The sequence below is a fragment of the Hahella sp. HNIBRBA332 genome (assembly GCF_030719035.1).
GTDB lineage: Bacteria > Pseudomonadota > Gammaproteobacteria > Pseudomonadales > Oleiphilaceae > Hahella.
The window spans coordinates 1,137,009-1,160,438 of the sequence record NZ_CP132203.1 but is presented as its reverse complement, the minus strand read 5'-3'; the positions used below and the strand labels follow the sequence as shown (position 1 = coordinate 1,160,438).

Annotated in this window: 18 protein-coding genes; 10 read left to right on the top strand and 8 right to left on the bottom strand. The window is 54.6% G+C overall.

Annotated elements, in window-relative coordinates; all coding sequences use genetic code 11:
* Window positions 1-91 precede the first annotated feature (91 nt).
* Genes O5O45_RS05420 through O5O45_RS05410 form a run of 3 tightly spaced genes read left to right on the top strand, consistent with a single transcriptional unit; the run spans window position 92 to window position 4,390 of the window.
* On the top strand, window positions 92-1,402 hold the full coding sequence (locus O5O45_RS05420) for a porin family protein (protein WP_305904234.1): 1,311 nt from the start codon (window positions 92-94) through the stop codon (window positions 1,400-1,402).
* A 12-nt stretch (window positions 1,403-1,414) separates the two neighbouring features.
* On the top strand, window positions 1,415-3,583 hold the full coding sequence (locus O5O45_RS05415) for a FecR family protein (RefSeq protein WP_305904233.1): 2,169 nt from the start codon (window positions 1,415-1,417) through the stop codon (window positions 3,581-3,583).
* A gap of 27 nt (window positions 3,584-3,610) precedes the next feature.
* Window positions 3,611-4,390, top strand: a complete 780-nt coding sequence (locus O5O45_RS05410; RefSeq protein ID WP_305904232.1) for a cyclic nucleotide-binding domain-containing protein — start codon at window positions 3,611-3,613, stop codon at window positions 4,388-4,390.
* A gap of 32 nt (window positions 4,391-4,422) precedes the next feature.
* On the opposite strand, the gene O5O45_RS05405 is transcribed toward O5O45_RS05410, so the two are convergent.
* Window positions 4,423-5,385 (bottom strand): LysR family transcriptional regulator, encoded by a 963-nt coding sequence (locus O5O45_RS05405; protein ID WP_305904231.1) that lies wholly within the window; start codon window positions 5,383-5,385, stop codon window positions 4,423-4,425.
* Between the two features lie 107 nt (window positions 5,386-5,492).
* Here O5O45_RS05405 and aceA point away from each other — a divergent pair, with 107 nt between their 5' ends.
* The 4 genes from aceA to O5O45_RS05385 all read left to right on the top strand — a co-directional run bounded on the left by aceA (window position 5,493) and on the right by O5O45_RS05385 (window position 10,534).
* Window positions 5,493-6,827, top strand: a complete 1,335-nt coding sequence (aceA, locus tag O5O45_RS05400; RefSeq protein WP_305904230.1) for an isocitrate lyase — start codon at window positions 5,493-5,495, stop codon at window positions 6,825-6,827.
* A 102-nt stretch (window positions 6,828-6,929) separates the two neighbouring features.
* Window positions 6,930-7,298, top strand: coding sequence for a hypothetical protein (locus tag O5O45_RS05395; protein WP_305904229.1), 369 nt, complete (start codon window positions 6,930-6,932; stop codon window positions 7,296-7,298).
* 353 nt (window positions 7,299-7,651) lie between these two features.
* Window positions 7,652-9,616, top strand: coding sequence for an alkaline phosphatase family protein (locus O5O45_RS05390; RefSeq protein WP_305904228.1), 1,965 nt, complete (start codon window positions 7,652-7,654; stop codon window positions 9,614-9,616).
* Window positions 9,617-9,976: 360 nt separating this feature from the next.
* The gene (locus O5O45_RS05385) at window positions 9,977-10,534 is read left to right on the top strand and encodes a 2OG-Fe(II) oxygenase (protein ID WP_305904227.1); all 558 of its coding nucleotides are present in this window, start codon (window positions 9,977-9,979) and stop codon (window positions 10,532-10,534) included.
* A 110-nt stretch (window positions 10,535-10,644) separates the two neighbouring features.
* Here the strand turns inward: O5O45_RS05385 and ushA are convergent, their stop codons facing one another.
* From ushA to O5O45_RS05350, 7 genes are all read right to left on the bottom strand, one after another.
* On the bottom strand, window positions 10,645-12,291 hold the full coding sequence (gene ushA / locus O5O45_RS05380; protein WP_305904226.1) for a bifunctional UDP-sugar hydrolase/5'-nucleotidase UshA: 1,647 nt from the start codon (window positions 12,289-12,291) through the stop codon (window positions 10,645-10,647).
* 314 nt (window positions 12,292-12,605) lie between these two features.
* Window positions 12,606-13,577, bottom strand: coding sequence for a nucleoside hydrolase (locus O5O45_RS05375; protein WP_305904225.1), 972 nt, complete (start codon window positions 13,575-13,577; stop codon window positions 12,606-12,608).
* A 3-nt stretch (window positions 13,578-13,580) separates the two neighbouring features.
* Window positions 13,581-14,453 (bottom strand): ribokinase, encoded by an 873-nt coding sequence (locus tag O5O45_RS05370; RefSeq protein WP_305904224.1) that lies wholly within the window; start codon window positions 14,451-14,453, stop codon window positions 13,581-13,583.
* Window positions 14,454-14,532: 79 nt separating this feature from the next.
* Entirely contained in the window at window positions 14,533-15,498 is a 966-nt protein-coding gene (locus O5O45_RS05365) for an ABC transporter permease (protein WP_305904223.1), read from the bottom strand.
* Complete coding sequence (locus O5O45_RS05360; protein WP_305904222.1) at window positions 15,495-16,595, bottom strand: ABC transporter permease; 1,101 nt, start codon at window positions 16,593-16,595, stop codon at window positions 15,495-15,497. Before O5O45_RS05360 ends, O5O45_RS05365 begins: the two co-directional genes overlap by 4 nt.
* On the bottom strand, window positions 16,595-18,139 hold the full coding sequence (locus tag O5O45_RS05355; RefSeq protein WP_305904221.1) for an ABC transporter ATP-binding protein: 1,545 nt from the start codon (window positions 18,137-18,139) through the stop codon (window positions 16,595-16,597). The genes O5O45_RS05360 and O5O45_RS05355 overlap by 1 nt, the downstream gene beginning before the upstream one ends.
* Before the next feature lie 239 nt (window positions 18,140-18,378).
* Window positions 18,379-19,371 carry a BMP family lipoprotein gene (locus tag O5O45_RS05350; RefSeq protein WP_305904220.1) on the bottom strand — a complete coding sequence of 331 codons (993 nt, stop codon included), beginning with the start codon at window positions 19,369-19,371 and terminating at the stop codon, window positions 18,379-18,381.
* A 168-nt stretch (window positions 19,372-19,539) separates the two neighbouring features.
* On the opposite strand from O5O45_RS05350, the gene O5O45_RS05345 reads away from it, so the two are divergent.
* From O5O45_RS05345 to O5O45_RS05335, 3 genes are all read left to right on the top strand, one after another.
* Entirely contained in the window at window positions 19,540-20,031 is a 492-nt protein-coding gene (locus O5O45_RS05345; RefSeq protein WP_305904219.1) for a SixA phosphatase family protein, read from the top strand.
* Between the two features lie 122 nt (window positions 20,032-20,153).
* Window positions 20,154-20,933: a hypothetical protein gene (locus O5O45_RS05340; RefSeq protein WP_305904218.1), complete on the top strand. Its 780-nt coding sequence runs from the start codon at window positions 20,154-20,156 to the stop codon at window positions 20,931-20,933.
* A gap of 99 nt (window positions 20,934-21,032) precedes the next feature.
* Window positions 21,033-23,426, top strand: coding sequence for an ATP-binding protein (locus O5O45_RS05335; RefSeq protein WP_305904217.1), 2,394 nt, complete (start codon window positions 21,033-21,035; stop codon window positions 23,424-23,426).
* The last annotated feature ends 4 nt before the right edge of the window (window positions 23,427-23,430 follow it).

Genomic DNA, 23,430 nt, shown 5'->3' with positions numbered 1-23,430 from the left:
AAAAAACTGCGGCTGGCAAAATCACCCTCTCTTTCTAGACTTAAAGCACTGGATGTTTCCGTAACCATGGGCAAAAGGAATTATCGCTTTGTTGATAACCAAAATAACTCGCCGCCTGATACTGATATTGCTGATGATCTGGGGCTTACCCGCCTACGCCCAGGATTCTGTTAAGAGTAGCTCAATCATTGCGACCCTGAAGTCGCTGAACGCCGCAGCGGATTATGAGCAAGCTTATCGACTGGGGTCCGAGCACATGGAAATCATGGAGGGAGATCCTGAATTCGATTTCTATTTCGGCATGTCCGCCCTGCAAAGCGGGCACTATCCAGAAGCGCAATTTATGTTCGAAAGGCTCACGGCGATGTACCCGGACAATGACCGCTTCCGCCTGGAGTACGCAAGGACGCTGTTCAATCTGCAACAGTATGAAGCTGCACGAGAGCAGTTTCTTATCGTTCTGGCCAGAGAACCACCGCCCGCCGTCAAAGACAATATCGCCCGCTTTCTCGCCGCCCTGGATGAACGCGAATACGAGACACAGCGACGCTGGCGCGGCTATATAGGGCTTGGCGGCGGTTACGACAGCAACATCAACAACGCCACCGACGAACGCTTCGTCGGCCTGTTTGAACTGCCTGATTCTGCCCAGGAAACGGAAAGCGCCTACGCCGCGCTGCGCACCAATTTCGCTTACGAACACCCGGTTTCGCAATTAAACGCCGCCAAGCTGGAGTTCGACAGCCAACACAAGCACAACTTTGAAAACAGCGATTTTGACCTCGACTCCGGCCGCCTCAGCGCCTCCTGGAAATACAGTCGCACCCGACGGGAAGTAGAGGCCGGAGCCTCCTATCAACATGTGCTGCTGGACGCCGAAGATTACCAGCGCAATACCGGCGCATTCATGCAGTGGCGAGAGCAATGGAATACGCATTTGCTGACGTTTTTTTACGCCGGCGTGTTCGTCAAGGACTCTTTCGCCAACCCGCTGCTGAATAACTATCAGCCGCTGACAGGTCTGTCTTTGCTTATTCCTCGCGCCAAGTTCCTGCACACCCTCAGTGTATTCGCCGGAACGGAAAATCCACGAGAGCAGAATGCAGCTTCTCTCGCCAAAGACTTCCACAGCCTGGGCTATCGGCTTAGCTACAAGCTTTCCCCTACCCTGACGCCGTACTTGGGATACTCGGGCTTTTTCGCCGATTACAAAGCGGAAAATCCGGTCTTCGGGGAAGTGCGCGACGATAAATCCTCTCAGTTCAACGCTGGCGGCGAATGGAAGCTCAATCATGAGCTAAGCGCGCTCGCCGAGCTGTCCTACACGGACAACCAGAGCAATCTGGACTTATATGACTACACCCGTTGGCGCGGAGAATTCCGCGTCCGTTGGCGGTTTTAAGGAGGCCCCCTTATGCGAGAACTCATGCTCAGCGCGTTTGCCGCCATACTGATGACCTACGGTTCACTCACGCCTACGGCCGCGGCAGCGTCCTTGGAGGCGGGGAAAGTGATTATGTCCCGCGGCGTCGCCACTGCGACGGGAGATAACGGCGAAGAACGTTCCCTGAACCGCCGCGCAGCTATTTACGTGGGAGATACTCTCACCACCGGAGCTGACTCCATGCTGCAACTAAGATTTACCGACAAGGCCTTGATGACGCTGCGGGAAAACACCCGCTTCACCATCGAAGAGTATTCCCCTGGAGACAAGGGTAAAGGCGGAGCCGCCATCATGCGGCTGCTGGAGGGTGGATTCCGCACTATCACGGGCTCCATCGGCAAAGGCGACAGCGACGCCTACAAAGTCTCCACCCACGCGGCCAGCATCGGAATCCGCGGCACGCACTACGAGGCTCTGGAAAGCAGCGGGCAAAAGCTGTTACTGGCAGTCTGGCAGGGAGGCGTACGGGTGGAGAATACCGCCGGGGCCCTGGATCTGGGCGAAGATGTCGCCTTCCGCTTCTCCGCCATCACACCCGGCCAAGCTCCTGAAGGGCTCTTGCAGGCGCCGCCGGAAATGCAGCAAGGCCTGCCCATTCCAAAAGCGGAAGCCCGGCGCTCACGCTCACAAGGGACGACCGCAGACGACGCCAATACTGCAGACGAGCCTAATAAAGAAAGCGAAAGCACATCGACTTCCTCAGGCCAAACAGCGGCGACTGGCGAGGTCAGAACGTCACCCGATGGCTTCACCGACGACACAACCGCCAGCGCCGACAACAGCGACGCGGAACTGATCTCCGCGACGACGATTGCCGAGTCCAATCCGGTTAACCAGATCAGTGACCCGGAAACGACCAACTTCACCGACACCAACCCTGACTTGAGCGGCGAACTGACGCCAGAACCGCCTGGCGACAACTCCGGTCCCGCTATCCAGGATCCACGCCTGACCATCGCCGAGTATGAGCAGTTCATCAATGACCGCATATTCGGCGCCGCCGTGGTGACTGGAGCCGGCGCAGAGATGCTCGCCACCATCATCGCGCCCCAGACGATAACGCCTTTCGATTACACCAGCGCGGGCCCGGTGACATTTAATATCGAATATTCCTTCAGCAGCTCCGGCGGCGCGCCGCCTATTAATACCGTCACCATCATGCTGCAGGACAATATTACAGATCTGGCCGGCCTCATCGCTGATATTGACGACGATCTGTCCCTCTCCGGCGCGCCCATCGGCGTGCGAGAGTCCATGCAGAACCCCGGCAAGCTGGAGTTTTACACCACCACAGGAGACGTCACCTTGCTGTTTGGTCTGGTGACCTATGACCCCATCTCCTCCTCTGCGTCCAGCACGGATATCGCCGGCACCCTGGGCGGCATCATGGAAGGCACATATGGCTACGGCAGCATCAACGGCTCCCAGTCCGCCAACCTGAAAATCGTCTTCGACGCCAATGGCGAACCGGTTTTCATTCTGCCGGATGTAGATGATCCCGGGTCCGGCAGCCCGCCCTCCACAGTCATGTTCTTCGATCCGGATAACTTTCCTGAGCCCTACACGGTGGTGCGACAGGGTGACGCCATCCTGGAAAAGTTCGATCCCAACGTGGGCGGTCGCAGCAATATCAGTTGGGGGCTCTGGAAGTCATCCGCCAGCGCCGGCGTACAGATTTACGATGATGTGGCCAACCCAGACGTCTTCAGGTCTGAGGAACGCTCCGTCTACTGGCTGTCAGCGGAGGCCGCCAACACCGCCGACCTGACGGGAACCGCAAACTTCGCCACGACCGGCGACTTTATCGGCAGCGGTTCAGATGGGGCGGTCGCCGCCGTCAATGGCTCTTTTCAGGTGGATTTCGATAGCGGCGTCATCAGCAATGGCCTGCTGGACGTCAGCACCGCCAGCCAGAACTGGAGCAGCCAGCTCTCTGGCTCGTATCAAGATGCGCAGGCCTACCTGAATGTGCTGAACGGAAATATCAGCGGATCCGTCAATTGCAGCGACTGCGTCACCGGCAATCTCAACGGCATTTTCGCAGCGCCGGGAGACGCCTTCGCCGGCTCATTCGACTTGCAGCGATTTGACGATCCAGACGTCCATGTGGAAGGTCTTTTGCTTATGGAACAACAATAAGTCCGTCTCTGCGGGGGAACTAACATCATGCGTTTCATCAATAGCACAACGGACAGGCTGCAAGCTCTGGGCGCAAACGTCACCCAGAGCAGCGCCAAGCTGTATGACGCCATCAAGATGCTGTGCGACAGCGTCAAATTCGACTATATCGACGACTTGTACCGGGAGTTCGACGGCGACTATCTGTACTTCGTCGAATCAGGCGAGCTGGAAGCGGTAACGAATGACCGTCCGGTTTATCACTTCGAGCAAGGAGACCTGATCGGCATTCAGGTGCTGTCAGGATTCCCAGAACCGGTCATCCGCTCAGACGGCCCCGCCACCCTGGCCCAGATCAGCAAGAAGCATTTTCGGGACGCCGCCGCGGGCTCAGTGCATTTCAAAGAATATCTCATGCAGATCTCAGCCTTTTTCGCCGAAGCCTGCTGTCATGGTCTCGATACTCAGAATGAAACCCACACTTCCTTCAAGTCGTTCAAACAAGGAGAAGTGATTATTCGAGAGGGTGATTCCGCTGACGAAGTGTTCGATCTGATCAGCGGCGAAGCGTCGGTGTACGTGAAGGATCAATTAGTCGGCAAGGTCGGCCCCAATGAGATTTTCGGCGCTATGGCGGCGTTGACCAAAACGCCCCGCACCGCCACAGTCATCGCCGACCGCCCTTGCACGGTAATGTCTGCGCCCATGGATGAGTTTATCTTTCTGATTCGCAACCAGCCGCGCACCTGTCTGGCGCTGATGGAAAATATGGCCAAGCAAATATTGGAGCTGAACAATAAGCTGGTGGACGTCATGCAAAAATCCTGAGTCGTCAGCGGCAGAAGCGCACGGCAAGGTCATCAGTCCTTGGCCCGGGTCTCCCTCTCTTCGGGTTCGTTGGCGACTTCCGTAATCAGTTGACGCAGCCAGCGGTGATCTGAGTTGTTCTGCAACAGGGGGCTCCACGCCATTTTCAGCTCGATCGGCGGAATGGGAAAAGGCGGTTCCTTGACCACCACCCCCGGGCTATCCAGAGTCAACAGCGCGGCGCGGCTCGGCAAAGTGGCGATCAGGTCATGCTGCTGCGCGAGCAACATCGCCACCTGATAGTGACGGGTAAACACGCTGATCTTCCGCTTTCGTCCCAAACGGGTCAGCGCCTCATCCACCCATCCCAAACGCTGCACGTCCTTGGGGTTGACCCCCACCCCTACGCCAAAGCCGGTTTTACTGACCCAGATATGATTGGCGTTGAGATAGTTCTCCAAAGTGAAATCGAACACCAACGGATTATGAACGCTCAACAGGCAGGAAAAGCTGTCCTCCCAAATGGTTTTCTGGTGGAAAGACTGGGGCATTTTGTCAAAGCGGTTGATCGCCATATCAACCCTGCCCTGCTCCACATCGAGAAAGCTGACGTCGCTGGGAGTCAGTACATCCAGAATGATATTCGGCGCCACTCTGCGCAGGCGACGCAACAAAGCGGGGATTAGCGTACTTTCCGCATAGTCGCTGGCCATAATGCGGAAGACGCGGCGGCTGGTGGCTGGCGAAAACACTTCCTTCGGCTGCACCACCATATCTATATCGGACAAAATCGACCGCACCATCGGCTGCAACTCCAGTGCGCGGGCCGTCGCCGTCATGCCCTCACTGGTGCGCACCAGCAATGGATCGCCAAACATATCCCGCAGACGACGCAGACCATTACTCATGGCCGGCTGCGTGATTCCCAAGTGATTCGCCGCCTTGGTGACGCTTTTTTCACGCAGCAAAACATCAAGAAAAACCAATAAATTCAAATCGATACGACTTACATTCATTTCGCGAATACCGAAAATAAAAACTATAAATTTAAGAAATTATGACTAAAGTCGTACACTTTGTCTCGTACAAAAATTCAACTAAGCCAAAAGAGGGTCGTTGAGCGATGACAACTGGAAATTACAATCGCGCTGAAGAAATAGCAGCCATCGAGAAGGACTGGGCGGAAAACCCACGTTGGAAAGGCGTAAGACGCACCTACTCTGCTGAAGACGTAGTGCGCCTGCGTGGTTCCCTGAAAATCGAAAACACTATCGCCAAGCGCGGCGCTGAAAAGCTGTGGAAGCTGATCAATGAAGGCGCCAAACCCGCTTTTCGTCCTGAGAAGGACTTCGTAAACGCCATGGGCGCTCTGACCGGCGGTCAGGCTGTACAACAAGTTAAAGCCGGCATCCAGGCTATCTACCTGTCAGGCTGGCAGGTTGCTGCGGACAACAACTCCTACATGTCCATGTTCCCGGATCAATCTCTGTACCCGGTGGACTCTGTTCCAGCAGTCGTTAAGCGCATCAACAACTCTTTCCGTCGCGCTGACCAGATTCAGTGGAAAAAAGGCCTGAATCCAGGCGACGAAGGCTACATTGATTACTTCGCTCCAATCGTCGCTGACGCGGAAGCCGGTTTCGGCGGCGTATTGAACGCCTACGAACTGATGCGCGCCATGATCGAAGCAGGCGCTTCCGGCGTTCACTTCGAAGACCAGTTGGCTTCTGTTAAGAAGTGCGGCCACATGGGCGGAAAAGTACTGGTTCCTACTCAGGAAGCCGTACAAAAGCTGATCGCTGCACGTTTGGCTGCAGACGTTTCCGGCGCCTCCACCATCGTTCTGGCGCGTACTGACGCCAACGCGGCGGATCTGCTGACTTCCGATTGCGACGACTATGACAAGCCGTTCGTCACTGGCGACCGTACTTCCGAAGGCTTCTACCGCGTTAAAGCCGGTATTGACCAAGCCATCGCTCGCGGTCTGGCTTACGCGCCATACGCTGACCTGCTGTGGTGTGAAACAGCGACGCCGGATCTGGCCGAAGCCAGGAAGTTCGCGGAAGCGATCAAGAGAGAATATCCAGATCAACTGTTGTCCTACAACTGCTCTCCTTCCTTCAACTGGAAGAAGAACCTGGACGACGCCACTATCGCCAAGTTCCAGCGCGAACTGTCAGCCATGGGCTACAAGTTCCAGTTCATCACTTTGGCGGGCATCCACAACATGTGGTACAACATGTTCGACTTGGCGTACAAGTACGCTCGCAACGACATGTCCGCATACGTGGAACTGCAGGAAACCGAATTTGCTGCTGCGGAACGGGGTTACACCTTCGTTGCTCACCAGCAAGAAGTCGGCACCGGCTACTTCGACGACATGACCACCGTTATCCAGGGCGGTCAGTCTTCAGTAACCGCTCTGACCGGCTCAACTGAAGAAGATCAGTTCCACTAAGAACCGATTTTCACGCTAAGTCCCCGAAAAAAGGCGGCCGCAAGGTCGCCTTTTTTTGTTTATTATTGAACCCTAGTTGCGCCAATAGAGCCGTCTTATTTGATGAAAAGCAAGCTTCGCAAAATTTCGGTGAACGAACTCACTTTCAACTACGCCATTTCTCATGAGAAATGCTTGAAAGAAGAGGCCGGATATCTACGACTCACGGTCTGGCCATCCGATAACAAAAGTCAGAAGCTGATTGTTATCACACGCTTTGATGATCCCTGGCTCAACTTCGGCCCCCTGATCTCATGCCCTCCAGAAAAAGCGCCAAACCTATTTGAGCTGAGGCCAGTCACTCCCGCCGAAGTCAGAAAGGTCATCGAGTCGGCGCAGGAAAAGGGATGGCCAGCATCCCCCAAATCACACGAAGTGCTGTTCGAGTGGGACAGAGATTTGCAAAAGCTGCTTCCCTGCACCACCTGCTAAACATCCGTTTTTGAAATAACGAAAGCCCTGAATACCTGACGCCCCCTGACTGATCAGTAAACGGTCTATACTAACCCTCAACAGAAGACAAAAAGTTGGCTTCAGATTGCTGCGCGGAAGCAAGTGGTTAGTGGATCAAAGCCCAGGGAGCCCTCTATGGACGGGTTGGAAAATTTGTCTCAGTCAGACTCCATTCCCCTCAACTCCCCTTCCACTGAATGCGTTTTTATCGGACTCACTGACTGCATTCCCTACAAAAATCCAGACTATGTGGGGACTCATTTCCGCACCGGAAAGTTAGAGTTCCACTCCGCCAGTACAGTTTATCCGCCCAAGGCGAATAGGGAGGTTTTATGGAAGAGCGCGTCTTTGATCATGTCCTGATCATCATGTTCGAAAATGAATACCGGGGGTACGTGCAAGAGAACGAGTACATGCGCAACCTGGCCGCCCAGGGAATTGAGCTGACCAACAGCTTCGGCGTCATGCATCCTTCTCAGACCAACTACATTACGTCCATTGCGGGAGAGCTCTGCAATGTCAGCGATGACGACCAGCCGCAACCCCTCCCCCAGAAAACCATAGTGGACCTCATTGAGGCTTCTCCGCAGAATTTACGCTGGAAAGCCTATATGGACAGCTACGTCCCTGACGATACGCCCTGGGTTCCCGAGAACTTCAAGCCTCGCGACCACTATCCCTATGTGATCAAACACAATCCGTTTTCATCCTTCCAGAACATCCTGGACAATCAGGAACGCTGGAAAAAAATAGACAACGAAGCCGGGTTTTGGCGCGACCTGCTCAATAATGACTTTCCAGAATATGCCTGGTTCACGCCCAATATGTGGAACGACGGCCATTATCTGGTGGGCACGCTCAATAACAGTCTGAATGGCGAACGCGCCCCAGTATTGGTCGACCAGCAGGCGAAATGGCTGCAATCCTTCTTCGCCGGCCTGAACTTTCCCGGCCCCAACAGCAAACTGCCGCCGAAAACCCTGGTGGTCGTCACCTACGACGAAGCCGACTTCGAAGCCTTTTACGACAAAGGCAAAAAGTACACCTACGATGGCCCCAACCAGATCTATACCGTGCTTCTCGGAGACATGATCGCCCCCGGGAAACAGGCGGAAGGTTACAACCATTACAGCTTGCTCAAAACCATCGAAAAGAACTTCAACCTGGGCGACCTGCAGAAAAACGACAGAGACGCCAACTGGTTTCAGTTCCTGTGGGGCAAATCCTTCCAATGGCAGCCTCCACAGGAAACACCCCTTGGCGGCAAGCAGAACCTGAGCGCCGCCGCTTACCGGGATGAACTCTATGTCGTCAGCGCAGATATCGATGGAACATTGAAGTACTGCGTGTTTGACGGCCATAGATGGTCGCCGGAAGTCACCGTCGCAGAGGATGGCGATGGCTACCTGCATTTGGCTTCTAATACAGACGGGCTCGCGCTAGCCTACCGGGACTCGAATAAGCGACTGATCATCAAGCACTATGATCTTGAAAGCGGTTGGCGACTGGCGGAAGCGCCCGATACCGGAGAAGTCGAGGAAATCGCCCTGATCAGCATCCCGCACCAGTCAGCATTTATGCTGGTCTACCGTGATAATGCGACTCAGCAATTGCACAGCCTGACCTTCAGCAACGGAGCCTGGCAGGGTCCCTCCTCCGCTATTTGCACTCACAGCGAAGGTCCTTTCACGCTCGCAGCACTGGGGCCCACAATTCTATTGATCTATAAGATCGTGAAAACCGGACAGTTAGCTTGTATGAGCTACAACACCGGAGAATTCAATAGAGTGACGGTGGAGAACAGCCAATACGCCGGCCCCTATGACGACACCACCGTGAATCAATGGTCCGCCAGCGCCTTCCCCCTGAATCACTTCAGCGCAGCGCCCAATCCGGTAACGCCGAATGAAGATGAGCCTGTGGCGGAAGGCGTCGGCGCGTCAGGAGAAATAGCCGCCGCAACCCTCAACGGCGTCGTTTATCTGGCGCATAACCGACTCACCGATGGCCCGGCTAACGGCCAGTTACTGTTTGAAACCTTTTCCATAAGCGGAACCCTGACGCCCGCTAATCCCGTTTCCTACAACCCGGCCGAGAACGACACTACCAGCAATGGGTATGGAACCCTGGCTGAGGCGGGCTGGAGCGAAACCGGCGCGGTTTCCGGCGTATTCCGCAACTCCGACACGCCTCTCGCCATCGCGACGCTTAAGGACACTCTCTGGGTCTTCTATCAACCTCTATCCGATGCGCATATCTGGGCATGTCCGGGCGCTTATCTAAAGAAGAGAGAGTAAATACAGCGCGTACTCGACAGAACTAAGGAAGCAGATACAGGACCTGCCCTGCGCAGGTCCTGTCGTTTTCAGGATTAATGACAGGGCTGGCCATCGAGATATCCAATGAACACTCTGATTCAACCTTCGCATTGACTGTATGAGCTAAATACTCACATCAGACACTTAAATTCCATCTCCTGATGACGTCACCAGAATGCCAGCTAAACCTTCACGCAAAAACAAATTAATTTCTTTATTTTCAATCAGTTAAATAATGCAAAGCATCGATAAAGAAGCCTAAAAATACGCAAAAAATGATACAATAATCGCCGCTATCAAACGCTCACTTCCTTAATATCTCCGGCACACAAAATCCACATGAATATTGATCATAGCGCCCCGTATATTTCCACCGTGGAAGAGGTTATTTCAGTGCAGGAATGCCTTGAATGGATCCAGTTCATTGATAATCAAAATCCCCAGGCAGCCCCCCTTCACACACATAAAGGCGAAATCTATAAACCAGACTATCGAAATAACGAAAGGGTGATGAAAAGCGACCCTGACTATGCCGCCTACCTGTTCCAGAAAATAAAGAGTGACCTGCCTCAAACGGTATTTGGATGGACCATTGCCGGATTGAATGAGCTATTTCGGTGCTACCGATACAAACCTGGGATGAAGTTCGCCCCTCACTCCGACGGCTTTTATGGGCGTTCAAAAGACGAGCGTAGCTTTTACACGTTGCTGCTATATCTGAATGAAGTTGAAGCTGGGGGCGAAACCGGATTTTTTGTGGCGCCGGAAGTCAGAATTTCGCCCAAGGCGGGTCTGGCGCTGGCGTTTCAGCACGAGATATTTCATGAAGGCTGCGAAGTCAAAGCCGGAATCAAATACGTGCTTCGAACTGACGTGATGTATCGTCGGATGGATTAAGTATTTCTAAGTGAGGAATATAAAAGAAGGGAGAGGATGCCTCCCCTTCCTCCTTTTGAGCGTTATGCAAGGATAAAGGGGAGGCCGAAGCGCTTTCTGTTCAGAGAAACTTATTTACGAATAATTTCCGCTTTCTCGTGATCAGCCGCTTTAACCGGAGAGTGTTTCTTCAGATAACTCATCAACACTTCCGCATCGACGAACCCACTGTTCACATAGCCGGAATGGGTGTCGATTTTCGGATAGCCGTCACCGCCGGAGGCGATATAGCTGTTGATGGCCATACGGTAAGTCTGCTTCGGATTGATAGGCTTGCCGTTTACCTTGGCGGACTTTAGTTTACCGCCAACCACTTCCAGCTGTACGCCAGCGAACTGAGCGAAAGCGCCGCTATCCACAGGCTTCTCCGCCACAATGCGCAGATAGTCCAGCAGCTCTTTGCCGCTCAGGTCTACTGAGCTCACCATGTTGGCGAATGGCTGCACCATCAGCACTTCTTTGTAGGTGATCGGACCCGCATCAATGCTGTCGCGAACGCCGCCGGAGTTCATCACCGCCAGATCCGCTTTTACCTTCTCCATTTGCGCCGCCGCAATCAGGTGCCCCAGATTGGTCGGTTTGAAACGCACAACATTGCGGTCGCCTTCCAGACGTTTGTCCACATCGCCCACAACCTGATTCAGTTGCGCCTGACCTTTATCCTGATAAGGCTGCAGGAAGGCCAACACTTTTTGATCCGGCTTGATCTCTTCGGTCACGAACACGCGCTCGTCTTCACCCTTGGCGTTTTTGACCTTTTTCTTCAGGTTAACGGGAATCAACTGATATTTAACCAGTTTCAGTTGACCATTGCGGTATTCCAGATCCGCACGCCCCACATATTTGCCCCACTCATGCGCCTGCATGATCAGTGTGCCGTTCTGCACATCCGGCATACAGGGATCACCTGGTTGGTACGACTCATTGGCTTGGTTTTCGCCAGTCATACACACAGGATCCTGGGAGTGGCCGCCAACGATCACGTCGATGCCGGAAACGGTTCTGGCCAGAGTCACGTCGCCTGGAGCGTTGATGCCGTAAGTAGCGTCAACGTAGTGGCCCATATGAGTTGCAGCGATAACGACGTCCGCCTTTTTCTTCAACTCCGGCAACACTTTCGCCGCTTCGTCCGCAGGTTTGGTGAACTGAACCGCGTCAATAAATTCTGGGTTGCCCAGCTTCTTGGTGTCTTCCGTCGTCAGTCCCATTACGCCGATGCGCAGACCCTCAACGTTGAAGATCTTGTAAGGTTCGAAAAGGCGCTTGCCATTGGAGTCGTAGATATTCGCCGCCAGGAATGGGAAGTTCGCCCACTGCTCCTGCATACGCAGGATGTCGAGCGGGTTGTCAAACTCATGGTTGCCAATCGCCATGGCGTCGTAGCCGACCATGTTCATCCCTTTGAAATCCGGCTCAGCGTCCTGCAAATCGGACTCAGGAACGCCAGTGTTGATATCGCCGCCGGACAGCAGCAGCACATGACCGCCTTCCGCCATCACCTCCTGACGGATCTCGTCCACCAGGGACTTACGCGCCGCCAGTCCATATTCGCCGTGCTTATTGGGCCAGAAGCGGCCGTGATGGTCATTGGTGTGCAGGAGGGTAATATGGTACGTCCTGTCTTTCTGCGGACCCGTTTGCATCGGGGCGCAGGCGACGACCGTCAAGGAACAGGCCGCCAGAATGGCCAGGCCCAGTTTGCGTTGCTTTGCTACCATGTGTTTTTCCTTTCTGTTTTTATATCCGGGCCCGTTGTCCTCTGGGAACAGCGCCGATTTTGAAAGATTTTTCATTACTCATAGTGGAGGCTCTGCCGCGCTGGTTACGCCGCCGAGTCGCGTCTCCGGCAATGAGAAAGGGAAAATAGCCAAAAAGGGGTGGCGAAAGCAATCGCCAACAGACCCAAGCCCTAAGCTGAGTTATTTTTAAACGCCCGTGGCCGCTCGGTAACACTCACTTCGCAAAAGGCCCTTGGAGTACAAGGGCCTTTTATCATGAGAAGTTCGATACCGTCATTATTCTATTTAACAGTTCAACACACTTTGTGCTGGATGATCGTATCCAGGAACAAAGAGCGTACTTTCTCCACCTCCAGGTCCATACAGACTTTGGCGGCGGGACGGCCTTCCCAATGCTTGAGCAGATAGGTGTAGCCTTTACGATTAATCGTCAACTGCCCTGCTCCAACGCCCTCACTGATGACCCGCACGGGTCCACTGATGCAAGTGAACAGTTCCGGCGCCACCACATACGCCACCGCAGCGGCGTCATGCATGCAGCAGCCCGCTTCGTCATGGTCGGACGCAGCGCCGGTATTGGAGTAATAATTCACATAAAAGCGGCTGGTTTCCCACAGCAATTTACCGGTTTCACCGGCGTTGTCGCGCAGTTGCGCCAAATTGCTGTCCGTGAGAATGATTTTGTGCGTTACATCCAGGCCAACGATGACCGCCGGCCAATCCGCGCCCAACACCACGTCCGCGGCATGAGGGTCAGACAAGAAATTCGCCTCCGCGATCGGCGACACGTTACCCGGCTCGTCGACTGCGCCGCCCATGATTACCAGTGAGCGTAACTTACTGGGCAGGTCCGGATCCAGCTTGAGCGCCAAGGCCAAGTTGGTCAGCGGGCCTATCGCCACGACCGTCAGTTCGCCATTCAGGCGATTGGCCTGCTCAACGATAAATTCCGCTGCGCTTTGCGCCACGGCTTGTCCCTGAGGGGCGTCGTAATCCATGTTGCCCAGGCCGTCCGCGCCGTGCACAAAATCAGGGTGCGGCAGCGGCGACTGCACTAGAGGGTATTTGGCGCCTTGCGCCACCGGCAGACTGGGAACGCCAAAACGTTCAGCCAGGGCCAACGCGTTACGGGTGGCGCGAGCAACCGGCACGTTGCCGAAAACGGTGGTCAGACCCACCAGTTCAATCTCAGGATGCGCCAGGGCGAAGGCGATCGCCATCGCATCATCTACACCGGGATCCGTATCGATAATAATCGGGTACATAAATCAGTCCACCTCCTGGGCGGTTGGAATACTGGGAGAAGCGCCGGGACGGGTGACCGCAATACCAGCCGCTTTGACCGCTCTGGCCAGAGCGGCGGAATGTTCATAACCGGAAATAAGCGAAGCCAGGAAATAGCCGACGAAGGTGTCGCCGGCGCCCGTGGTGTCGACAGGAGTCACTTTGTCCGCCGGACGGGTGACAGTCTCTCCGCCGCTCATGACCAAAGCGCCTTCGCCCCCCAATGTCACCACAACTGTGGTGTTCGGGTATTTGCCCGCCAGGGCTTGCAATGCGGCGTCCGCATCCGCGGTTTCCGCCAGGTCGCAGGCTTCCATGGCGTTGAGAATCAACAGGTCAACCTGCTCCAAAGGCAACTTCTTGACGTCTTCCGTCATTGGCGCGGGATTGAACGCGATTTTCACCTTACGCTCCGCCGCCGCGGCGATCGCCCATTCCACGCCATTACATTCATTTTGCATCAGCAGCCAGTCGCCTTCGTCCAGAGCGGACACGGCGGAAGCCACTTCTTCTTGGGAAAAACTGCGATTTGCGCCGCCAAACAACACAATGGCGTTTTCACCCGCGTCATCCACCTGAATGATGGCGTGGCCGCTGGGCTCAGCGATTTGTGAGACGGTGGCGACGTCCACGCCGCTGTCGCGCATCAGGTCGACCGCCCAGGCATCCGCCGCGGACACCCGTCCCAAATGCGCAGTTTTAACGCCGGCGCGGGCCACTGCGATGGACTGATTAGCGCCCTTACCGCCCAAAACTGTCGTCAGCGAGTCGCTGGCCAGTGTTTCCCCCGGGCGCACGAAGTGAGGCACCCGGTAGACATAATCAATATTAATAGAACCGAAATTCAGAACTTTCATAGTCTTCCTTAGGTCGTCGCCAAGACTAAATGATCTCAGAGCCCTGGCGACGCAGATATGCCTTTGTCAGTGTTATGTCTTAACGCTCTTTCACATAGGGCAAGCCGATCGCCTTGGGCGCCACCGCTTTGCCAAAGAAGCCCGCCAACAATACAACCGTCAGGATATAAGGCAGCGCCTCAATCAACTGAATCGGCGCCTTGCCCAATCCGGGAATTTCCACGCCTTGCAAGCGCACGGCGACAGCGTCGAGGAATCCGAACAGCAGACAGGCGCCCAGAACCGGCAGAGGACGCCACTTACCAAAAATCAACGCCGCCAGCGCGATAAAGCCCTGCCCGGCGGTCATGTCGCGTACGAACTGCGCATTCTGAGCGGAGGAAATATAGGCGCCGGCGAAGCCGCAAAGAATGCCCGCGCACAGTAATGCGGCGTAGCGCATGCGATGCACGGAAATACCGGCGGTATCCACTGCTTTCGGGTTCTCGCCAACGGCTCTCAAACGCAACCCAAAGCGCGTGCGGAACAGCAACCACCACGTAAAGGGCACCGCCAGGAAAGCCAGATAGACGAAAATATTGTGGCCACTGAGCATTTCCGAATAGATCCCGCCAATTACAGGCACATCCCGCATCATTTCAGCGCCAGGAAAATCGATCGTAGAGAAACGTGCGGCGTCAGTCAGTTGCGGCGTTTGACCGCCCTGCTTGAACCAGCTCAACCCCAAGGTCATAGTCAAGCCGGCCGCCAGAATGTTGATCGCCACACCGCTCACAACCTGATTGCCTCGGAAGGTGACGCAGGCGACGCCGTGCAGCATCGCCAGACATACTGACACCATGATGGCTGCGCTCAGGCCCAGCCAGGCGGAGTTGGTCAGATAGGCCACCGCCGCCGCGGTGAAAGCCGCCGCCAGCATTTTTCCTTCCAGACTGATATCGACAACACCGGAGCGCTCAGAAAACATCCCCGCAAGTGCGGCGAAGATCAGTGGCGTGGACACCCGCATGGTGGCGTCCAGAGTCAGAATCAAGGTATCGATCATGCCGTTTTCTCCTTGAACATATTGGCGATCAAGGGTTTATACAAAAACTCCAAGGCGCCACAGAACAAAATAACCAGACCCTGCATGACCACGACGATGTCCCGGTTCACGTTGGACATTTCAAAGGCCAGCTCAGCGCCGCCCTGATACAACGCGCCAAACAGCAACGCCGCCAATACGATGCCGATGGGATGGTTGCGCCCCATCAGAGCGACCGCAATCCCGGCAAAACCATATCCGTAATGGAAATCCAGCAACAGACGATGCTGTACACCATTGATTTCATTGACGCCGACGAAGCCCGCCAGAGCGCCGGAAATCGCCATGGCCAACAACATCACCCGCGCAGGTTTGATGCCTGCGTAAACCGCTGCCTGTTGGTTGCTGCCTACGGTGCGAATCTCATAGCCCCACTTGGTTTTCCAGATAAACACCCAGGCTCCAAACGCGCACAGCAAAGCCAGAAACAGAGAAATGTTCAATGGAGAACGCTCAAATTCAATGCCAATCGCAGCGAACAAATCATGCATATAGGGCAGCCAGGCTGTTTCCGCCAGGGCGCGGCTTTGCGGCGCCATCTGTCCAGGCTCACGCAGTACGTTCACCATTAGATAGACCATCAGCGACGACGCCAGGAAGTTGAACATGATCGTAGTAATAACGATGTGACTGCCGCGATAAGCCTGCAGCCAGCCTGGAATAAACGCCCAGGCGGCTCCGAACAGGGCCGCAGACAAAGTGCTCAACAGCAGCAATACCGGTCCAGGCACCGACGCATCCAACGCCAGACACAGCAAACCGACACCTAGACCGCCAATGTAGGCCTGGCCTTCGCCGCCGATGTTGAACAGACCGACGTGAAACGCGATCGCTACAGCCAGTCCGGTGAATATGAAGTTAGTGGTGTAATACAGCGTAAACCCAATGCCTTCCTGATAGCCAAAGGCGCCGTACAACAGAATTTCAGCCGCTTCCAGCGGGTTAACGTCTATCAGCCAGAACACCACGGCGGATACCAGCAATGCGGTAACGACGTTCAACAACGGCAACAAGCCGACATTGACCCAAGTGGGCAAATTACGATCCAGACCTTTCATTATTCTTTCTCTTCGCTGGCGTTGATATCCCGGGACGACGACATCATCAGCCCCAGCGTACATTCATCCGCTTCCGAGGCGGCTAACTCTCCAGTGACGCGGCCGTCGCACATGACGATAATGCGGTCGCTCAGAGAAAGAATCTCATCCAGCTCTACGGATACCAATAGAATAGCGCCCCCACGATTGCGCATATCCAGCAGACGCTGATGAATAAACTCGATCGCGCCGATATCCACGCCGCGCGTTGGCTGGCCTACCAGCAATACTTTGGGCGTCTGATCGAGTTCACGCGCAAGGATAAGTTTCTGCTGATTGCCGCCGGAGAAGTTGGCGCATTTGAGGGTGGGGTCCTGGGGACGTACGTCGAAATCGGCCATCAATTCCGCACAGTGCTTACCAACGGTGGCGCTGCTTAGTACGCCCTTACTATTCCAGGCGGCGCTGCGATGATAACCCAGAATGGCGTTTTCACTGGCGCTGAAGGAGGTCACCAAGCCGACCCGATGGCGGTCTTCCGGCACGTGGGCCACGCCAGCTTTGCGCATCTCTGACGGGCAGACTTTATGGTCAGCGGAAATTAACAGGTCGCCGTAGCGAATTTCCCCGGATTCCGGCGTGACCATGCCCGCCAGCGCTTCCATCAGTTCGGTCTGTCCGTTGCCGGACACCCCTGCGATACCGACGATTTCGCCAGCCGCCACCTCAAAGGAAACCCCTTTCACCCGCTCAATGCCTTGGGCGTCGCGAACTTTCAGGTTGGAAACGGTGAGCGCCTTGGAGCCGGCTTCGGTCGCGGGCTTTTCCAGTTGCAGAACGACCTTGCGCCCGACCATCAGCTCCGCAAGCTCTTCGGGGTTGGTATCCGCAGTACGACGGTGAGCCACCATCTTGCCTTGGCGCATAACGGACACATTATCCGTCACGTGCATGATTTCTTTCAGTTTGTGTGTGATCAAAAGGACGGTCACGCCCTGCTCTTTCAGAGATAACAGTATCTTGAACAGGTCGTCTGTTTCCTGTGGCGTCAGTACGCCGGTGGGTTCGTCCAGGATCAGAATTTTTGCGCCTTTGTACAGCGCCTTCAGGATTTCCACCCGCTGCTGTACGCCGACCGGCAGCTCGCCAACCAGGGCGTCAGGGTCAACTTTAAGGTTGTACTCCCGGGACAGTTTACTCAAAGCCTCGCGCGCCTGCGCCTGGCCTTTGCTCAGCAACATGCTGCCTTCGCAACCCAGAGTAATGTTCTCCAGCACAGTGAAGGTATCCACCAGCATAAAGTGCTGATGCACCATGCCGATGCCGACGTCGATGGCGTCCTGAGAATCGTGGATTTTTGCTTCCTTGCCGAAAACTTTGATGGAACCGCTGTCCGCCTGGTAAAAGCCGTAGAGTATGCTCATCAGGGTCGACTTACCTGCGCCGTTTTCACCAATGACGCCGTGTATAGTTCCCTGTTCGACAGCAAGGCTAACGTCTGAATTAGCCAATACAGCGCCGAACCGCTTGCTGATACTCTCAAGCTGCAATGCGTTACTAGTCATGGAAATGGGAAATCCCGAATTGGTTTATCGGTTGTTAGTTTACTCGGAAATCCGCCGGGCTTAAGCACCCGCGCAGGGTTTTTTCTCATTTTTCTGACCAAGTAGTCAAGATAAATGACAGACCCGGGCAAGAAAAAACTTGTCCCGGGGCGACTAAAACCCGGCTTCGGGCCCTTTAAGCCCGGCGATATTTCTTTCGTGGCGGCGCTTACAACGCCGTCGTTAAATTCACAACCTGCTTAGTATTTGCAGCTGTTGTCAGACATGTAGTCGTGTACTTTGATCTTGCCGGAAATGATGTCCGCCTTGATCTGATTGACCTTCTCTTCCATTTCCTTGGTCACCAACGCGCGGTTGTGCTCGTCCAGCGCCCAATCAACGCCGTTCTCCGCCAATCCCAACGCTTCAACGCCCGGCTCCCACTTGCCGTCTTTGGCCGCCATCCAGTTGCTGTAAGCCGCTACGTCAACGCGTTTGACCATAGAAGTCAGCATGGTGCCTGGGTGCAGGTAGTTCTGGTTGCTGTCGACGCCGATAGCGTACTTGCCCATGTCTTTGGCCGCCTGATATACGCCGCTGCCGCTGCTGCCAGCCGCTGCGAAGATAACGTCCGCGCCGCTGTCAAACTGGCTCTTGGCGAGTTCCGCCGCTTTGCCCGGGTTATTGAACGCCGCGCCGGTGGAGCCGATCATGTTAGTGAAAACTTCCGCTTTTGGATTTTCGTACTTGGCGCCTTGCTCGAAGCCACAGCCAAATTTACGAATCAGAGGGATGTCCATGCCGCCGATAAAACCGACTTTACCGGTCGCGGACTTCATCGCCGCCAATGCGCCGACCAAAAATGAACCTTCATGCTCTTTGAACACGATGGAGTGGACGTTAGGGTTATCCACCACCATGTCGATCAAGGTGAACTGAACGTCTGGATATTTTGCGGAGACTGAAGACACCGCATTCGCCTGGCTGAAACCAACCGCTACAATCGGGCTGGAGCCCCGACGAGCCAACTTCTCGAGACCTTGCTCAACCTGAGCCTCATTAGTAGGCTCCACCTCTTTCACTTCAACGCCGGTGTCCTTTTTAAACTTTTCCGCTCCTCGAAAAACCGCCTCATTGAATGACTTGTCGAACTTGCCGGCTTTGTCGTAAACAACGGCCGGTTTGAAGTCCGCGGCGATCGCCGGCTGAACCAAAGTTAACCCCATACAAGCAGCAATTATAGTTTTTTTCATATAATTATCCTTGGTAGATCTAGGACTGAACGATCTTTTTATCATTACAGTGCGGATGCTATTACAATTCTCCATCGACGCACAATGTTGACGCACGCCTGAATTAATTGATGGCAGAATAATTTTCACGTTATAAATACGAGTTCGCGCAAATTCCGGCAGCCCCTCATGCATACCCTGACCCTGATCCGTCACGCAAAATCCTCCTGGGAAAATTCACAACTGCCTGATTTGGAGAGGCCGCTGGGAAAACGAGGATTACGGGACGCGCCCAAGATTGGCGGTTTCCTGAAGAATATGAAATTCTCCACCGATGTATGCCTGCTGAGTCCTTCACGCAGAACCCGGCAAACTTTGCAATTACTGGGCCAGGACAATCCTGCCCTATTAAAAGTGGTGCAGGAAGACGCCAAAATTTACGAGGCGGATTACACCATACTCCTGGCTCTGATCAAACAGCAAACGCAAGCCAATCTCACAATTATTGGACACAATCCCGGTTTTACAGACCTGTTGAACGCCATTTCCGACAGCCGTATCGCCAACCTTCCCACCTGCGGCGTCGCTCAAATCCGCTTTGATATGGAACGCTGGTCCGATGTATCGCAAACGCGGGGGATTTTGCAGCTTTTTGTAACGCCAAAGTCTCTATCGGCTTAGTCTCGCCAATCAGTCGCCCTCTTCTCACGGACAGACATTTTTTTGCAGAAATCCGTAGACTTTCCCAGTTTCATCTATACTTTCCGTAAGTTCTAAATTTATATAGAAAATATACGACCCAGATGTCCGCAACGAATATTACCGCCTTAATAGGCGGCGTCATTATTTTGGTGTTGCTTCTGATTTACTTGGGACAGTGGCGCGAAAAGGCGAAGGACGCCCGGCAACGTCAGCTCAATACTTTGCTCGACCGTTTGCGTCTGCTAAGAGCGCTGGCCACTGGGTTGCCGCCCCAATACGCCGCCAAAGACATTCGTCTACTGGTGGTGGCTCGCGCCCAGGAAACCATCGCAGAGCTCGCCAATCTCGGTCACCGGGGCGATCATGAAAGCCAGGCCGAAGAGTGGGAAGTAATAAAGGAGAATATAAAGAGTCAGGCCGACTTCCCCCAGCTCGATTTGCAAAACCAGGCGGTGATGCAGGAAGTCCGCAAACTGCTCAAGGGACTATACAAGTTTATTGAGGTGCAGGTTCAAAAAGGCCGCATAGAAAAGAAAACCGGCGTCAAACACCTCCTCAACACCCAATACCTGATTGTTCGCTCTCTGGCGGATTCCCACGTCAATAAAGCCAAACACGCCCAAGCCAACAACCGACTGCGCGTCGCCATTCACCATTATCATGACGCCATCGAGGCTTTGGGCAAAATAGAGAAGAATCCCCTTGCGCAGAAAAGCATGCTTATTTATCGTCAACGCATCAAAGAGCTGGAAAAACTTGCCACTGAAGCGGCGCAGAGTAAATCTGAAGCAGTTGCGGAAGGAAGCGACAGGCTGAGCGCGCAATTGGACAAGATGATGACAGAAGAAGAAAAATGGAAGAAAAAGCAGTCTTATGATTAGAGCGGACGGCCCGGACAGCGCTTATGCTTTCCTGACCGGCGAAGCGCCGGGCAGTTTCCCCTGTCTCCGCAGCTCGTTTGGCGTTCATGGGAATAACCCTTGAAAATTAGCATCAACAACCGACTATCCTTCCGACTGGCGCGCAACACCGTCGCCGTTGCCTTGCTGCTGGGCATGGTGCTGAGTCTGATCCAGGTCATCATCGACTTTCTCAACGAAAAAAATTCTCTGGATGCGGAAATTCGCGCCGTCGTCGCCATCAGCCATGCGCCAGCCTCGCAAATCGCCTATAACATCGACGCCAGACTCGCCGCGGAACTGCTGGACGGGCTGCTTGAACACCCATCGATCATCCATGCGGAAATTATCGACACGGACAATCGACTGCTGGCCAGTAAAGAACGCGAACCACAGACATCCGCCTACCGCTGGCTCAGCGATCTGCTGTTCCAACCCAGCCGCACCTACACTGAAACGCTCTTCGTACCGCAGCTGAACGACTTTGTTCTGGGCGACCTGAATGTGGTCGTGGACACCTATCCCAGCGGCGCTGAGTTCCTCAAACGGGCGGCATTTACCCTGGTATCCGGCTTTTTGCGCAGCTTGATCCTTTCCGCAGTGTTGCTGATTCTGTTCTATATCATGCTGACCCAGCCGCTGGTGAAAGTTATCTCCGCGGTCAGCGAAGTCGACCCGGAAACCCCGGAAAAAATCCGTCTGCCGGTGCCCAAAGGCCATGAGATGGATGAAATCGGCGTTCTGGTCAACTCCACCAACAACCAGCTGCAGGCCATCGACGAAAACCTGAACAAGCTGAAGAAAGCGGAATCGCGCCTGAAGACCTATTCGGAGCAGCTGGAACAGATCGTCGACAGTCGCACCAAAGAACTTTCCGAGAAGAACAAGCAGCTCATCAAGAGCAACCACGACCTGCGCGTCGCCAAAGAGGAAGCGGTCAGCCGCGCCAAAGCCCGGGCGGATTTCCTCGCCAATATGAGCCACGAAATCCGCACCCCGTTTAACGGCGTACTGGGCATGATCAGCCTGACGCTGGAAGAGCCGCTGTCTGAGAAACAAAAGGAACAACTTAACGTCGCCTACAGCTCCGGCGTCGCCTTGCTGGAGTTGCTCAACGACATTCTGGACATTTCCAAAGTGGAAGCCGGCAAGCTTACGCTGGAGAACATCGCCTTCGATCTTCGCAAAACCGTCGAGGACGTATCGCGCCTGTTAGCGCAAAACGCACACGCCAAGAATGTCGCGCTGTACACCAATATCGACCCCACCTTCCCGGAACGGGTCTACGGCGACCCCACTCGTATTCGCCAGATCGTCAGCAACCTGACCGGTAACGCCATCAAGTTTACTGAGACAGGCAGTGTCACCGTCAGCCTGAGCATTCTGAAAAACCAGAGCGTGGAAATCCGCGTGTCCGACACCGGCATCGGTATTGAAGCAGACCGGTTAGAGTCTATCTTCTCCCCCTTCTCCCAAGGCGACGCTGATATCACTCGCAAATACGGCGGCACCGGCCTTGGTCTGACTCTGTGCCGGCAGCTGGTGACCCATATGGGCGGCAAGATCGAAGTGGCTTCGGAGCGTGGACGCGGTAGCAGTTTCATGGTCACCCTGCCCCTGCTGGCGGACCACAACACGCCCAGTCCCAAGGTGGACGAAAGTCTGTTCAAACATCACTTTGTGCTGATGCATCAAACAGAGAACCGCACCTTTGAATGCATCAGCGCCGAATTGCAGAATTGGAAGCTGCCCTGCGACGCCTACCCCTATGAACATCCTCAGGACATTAATCTGAAAGAACAGCGTTTTGAGCCCAACACCATCATTTTGTTCGACTCCCGCTCACTCTCTCCGCTCCTGGTGGAGCATGAAGATATCGATAATGTGCATATGATCCTGGTGGCGCGCCAAAACATTCCATCGGACAACGACGCCTTCAAAGCCATGCGCATTGAGCAAATGATCAGCGCGCCGATCAGTCGCGACAGGCTTTACGACACCTTATACAAAGCCGCCAACCCAGGCGGAGCCACGGTGGTTACTGAAGGCGCGGACATGCCGGAGGCGCCGGTTGGCAAGAAACATGTGCTGCTGGTGGAGGATAATCAAGTCAATCAGCTGGTGGCGAAAACCATCCTGCGCAAGCTGGGTTACGAAGTCAGCATCGCCAACAACGGCCAGGACGCCATGGATCTGGTGGGCAACGACCATTACGACATCATTCTGATGGACTGTCATATGCCGGTCATGGACGGCTACGAGGCCACGCGGCTGATTCGTCAGAATGCCAAGTATGACGCCCTGCCCATCATCGCCGTCACCGCCAACGTTATGCAGGGCGACAAGGAGCGTTGTCTCAGTTGCGGCATGAATGACTACCTTACCAAGCCTTACGAGAAAAAAGCGCTCACCCAAATGCTGGCCAAGTGGCTGGCGGATCCTGTCGCAGCGGCCGCCAGCAGCAAATTCGCTTAAACGC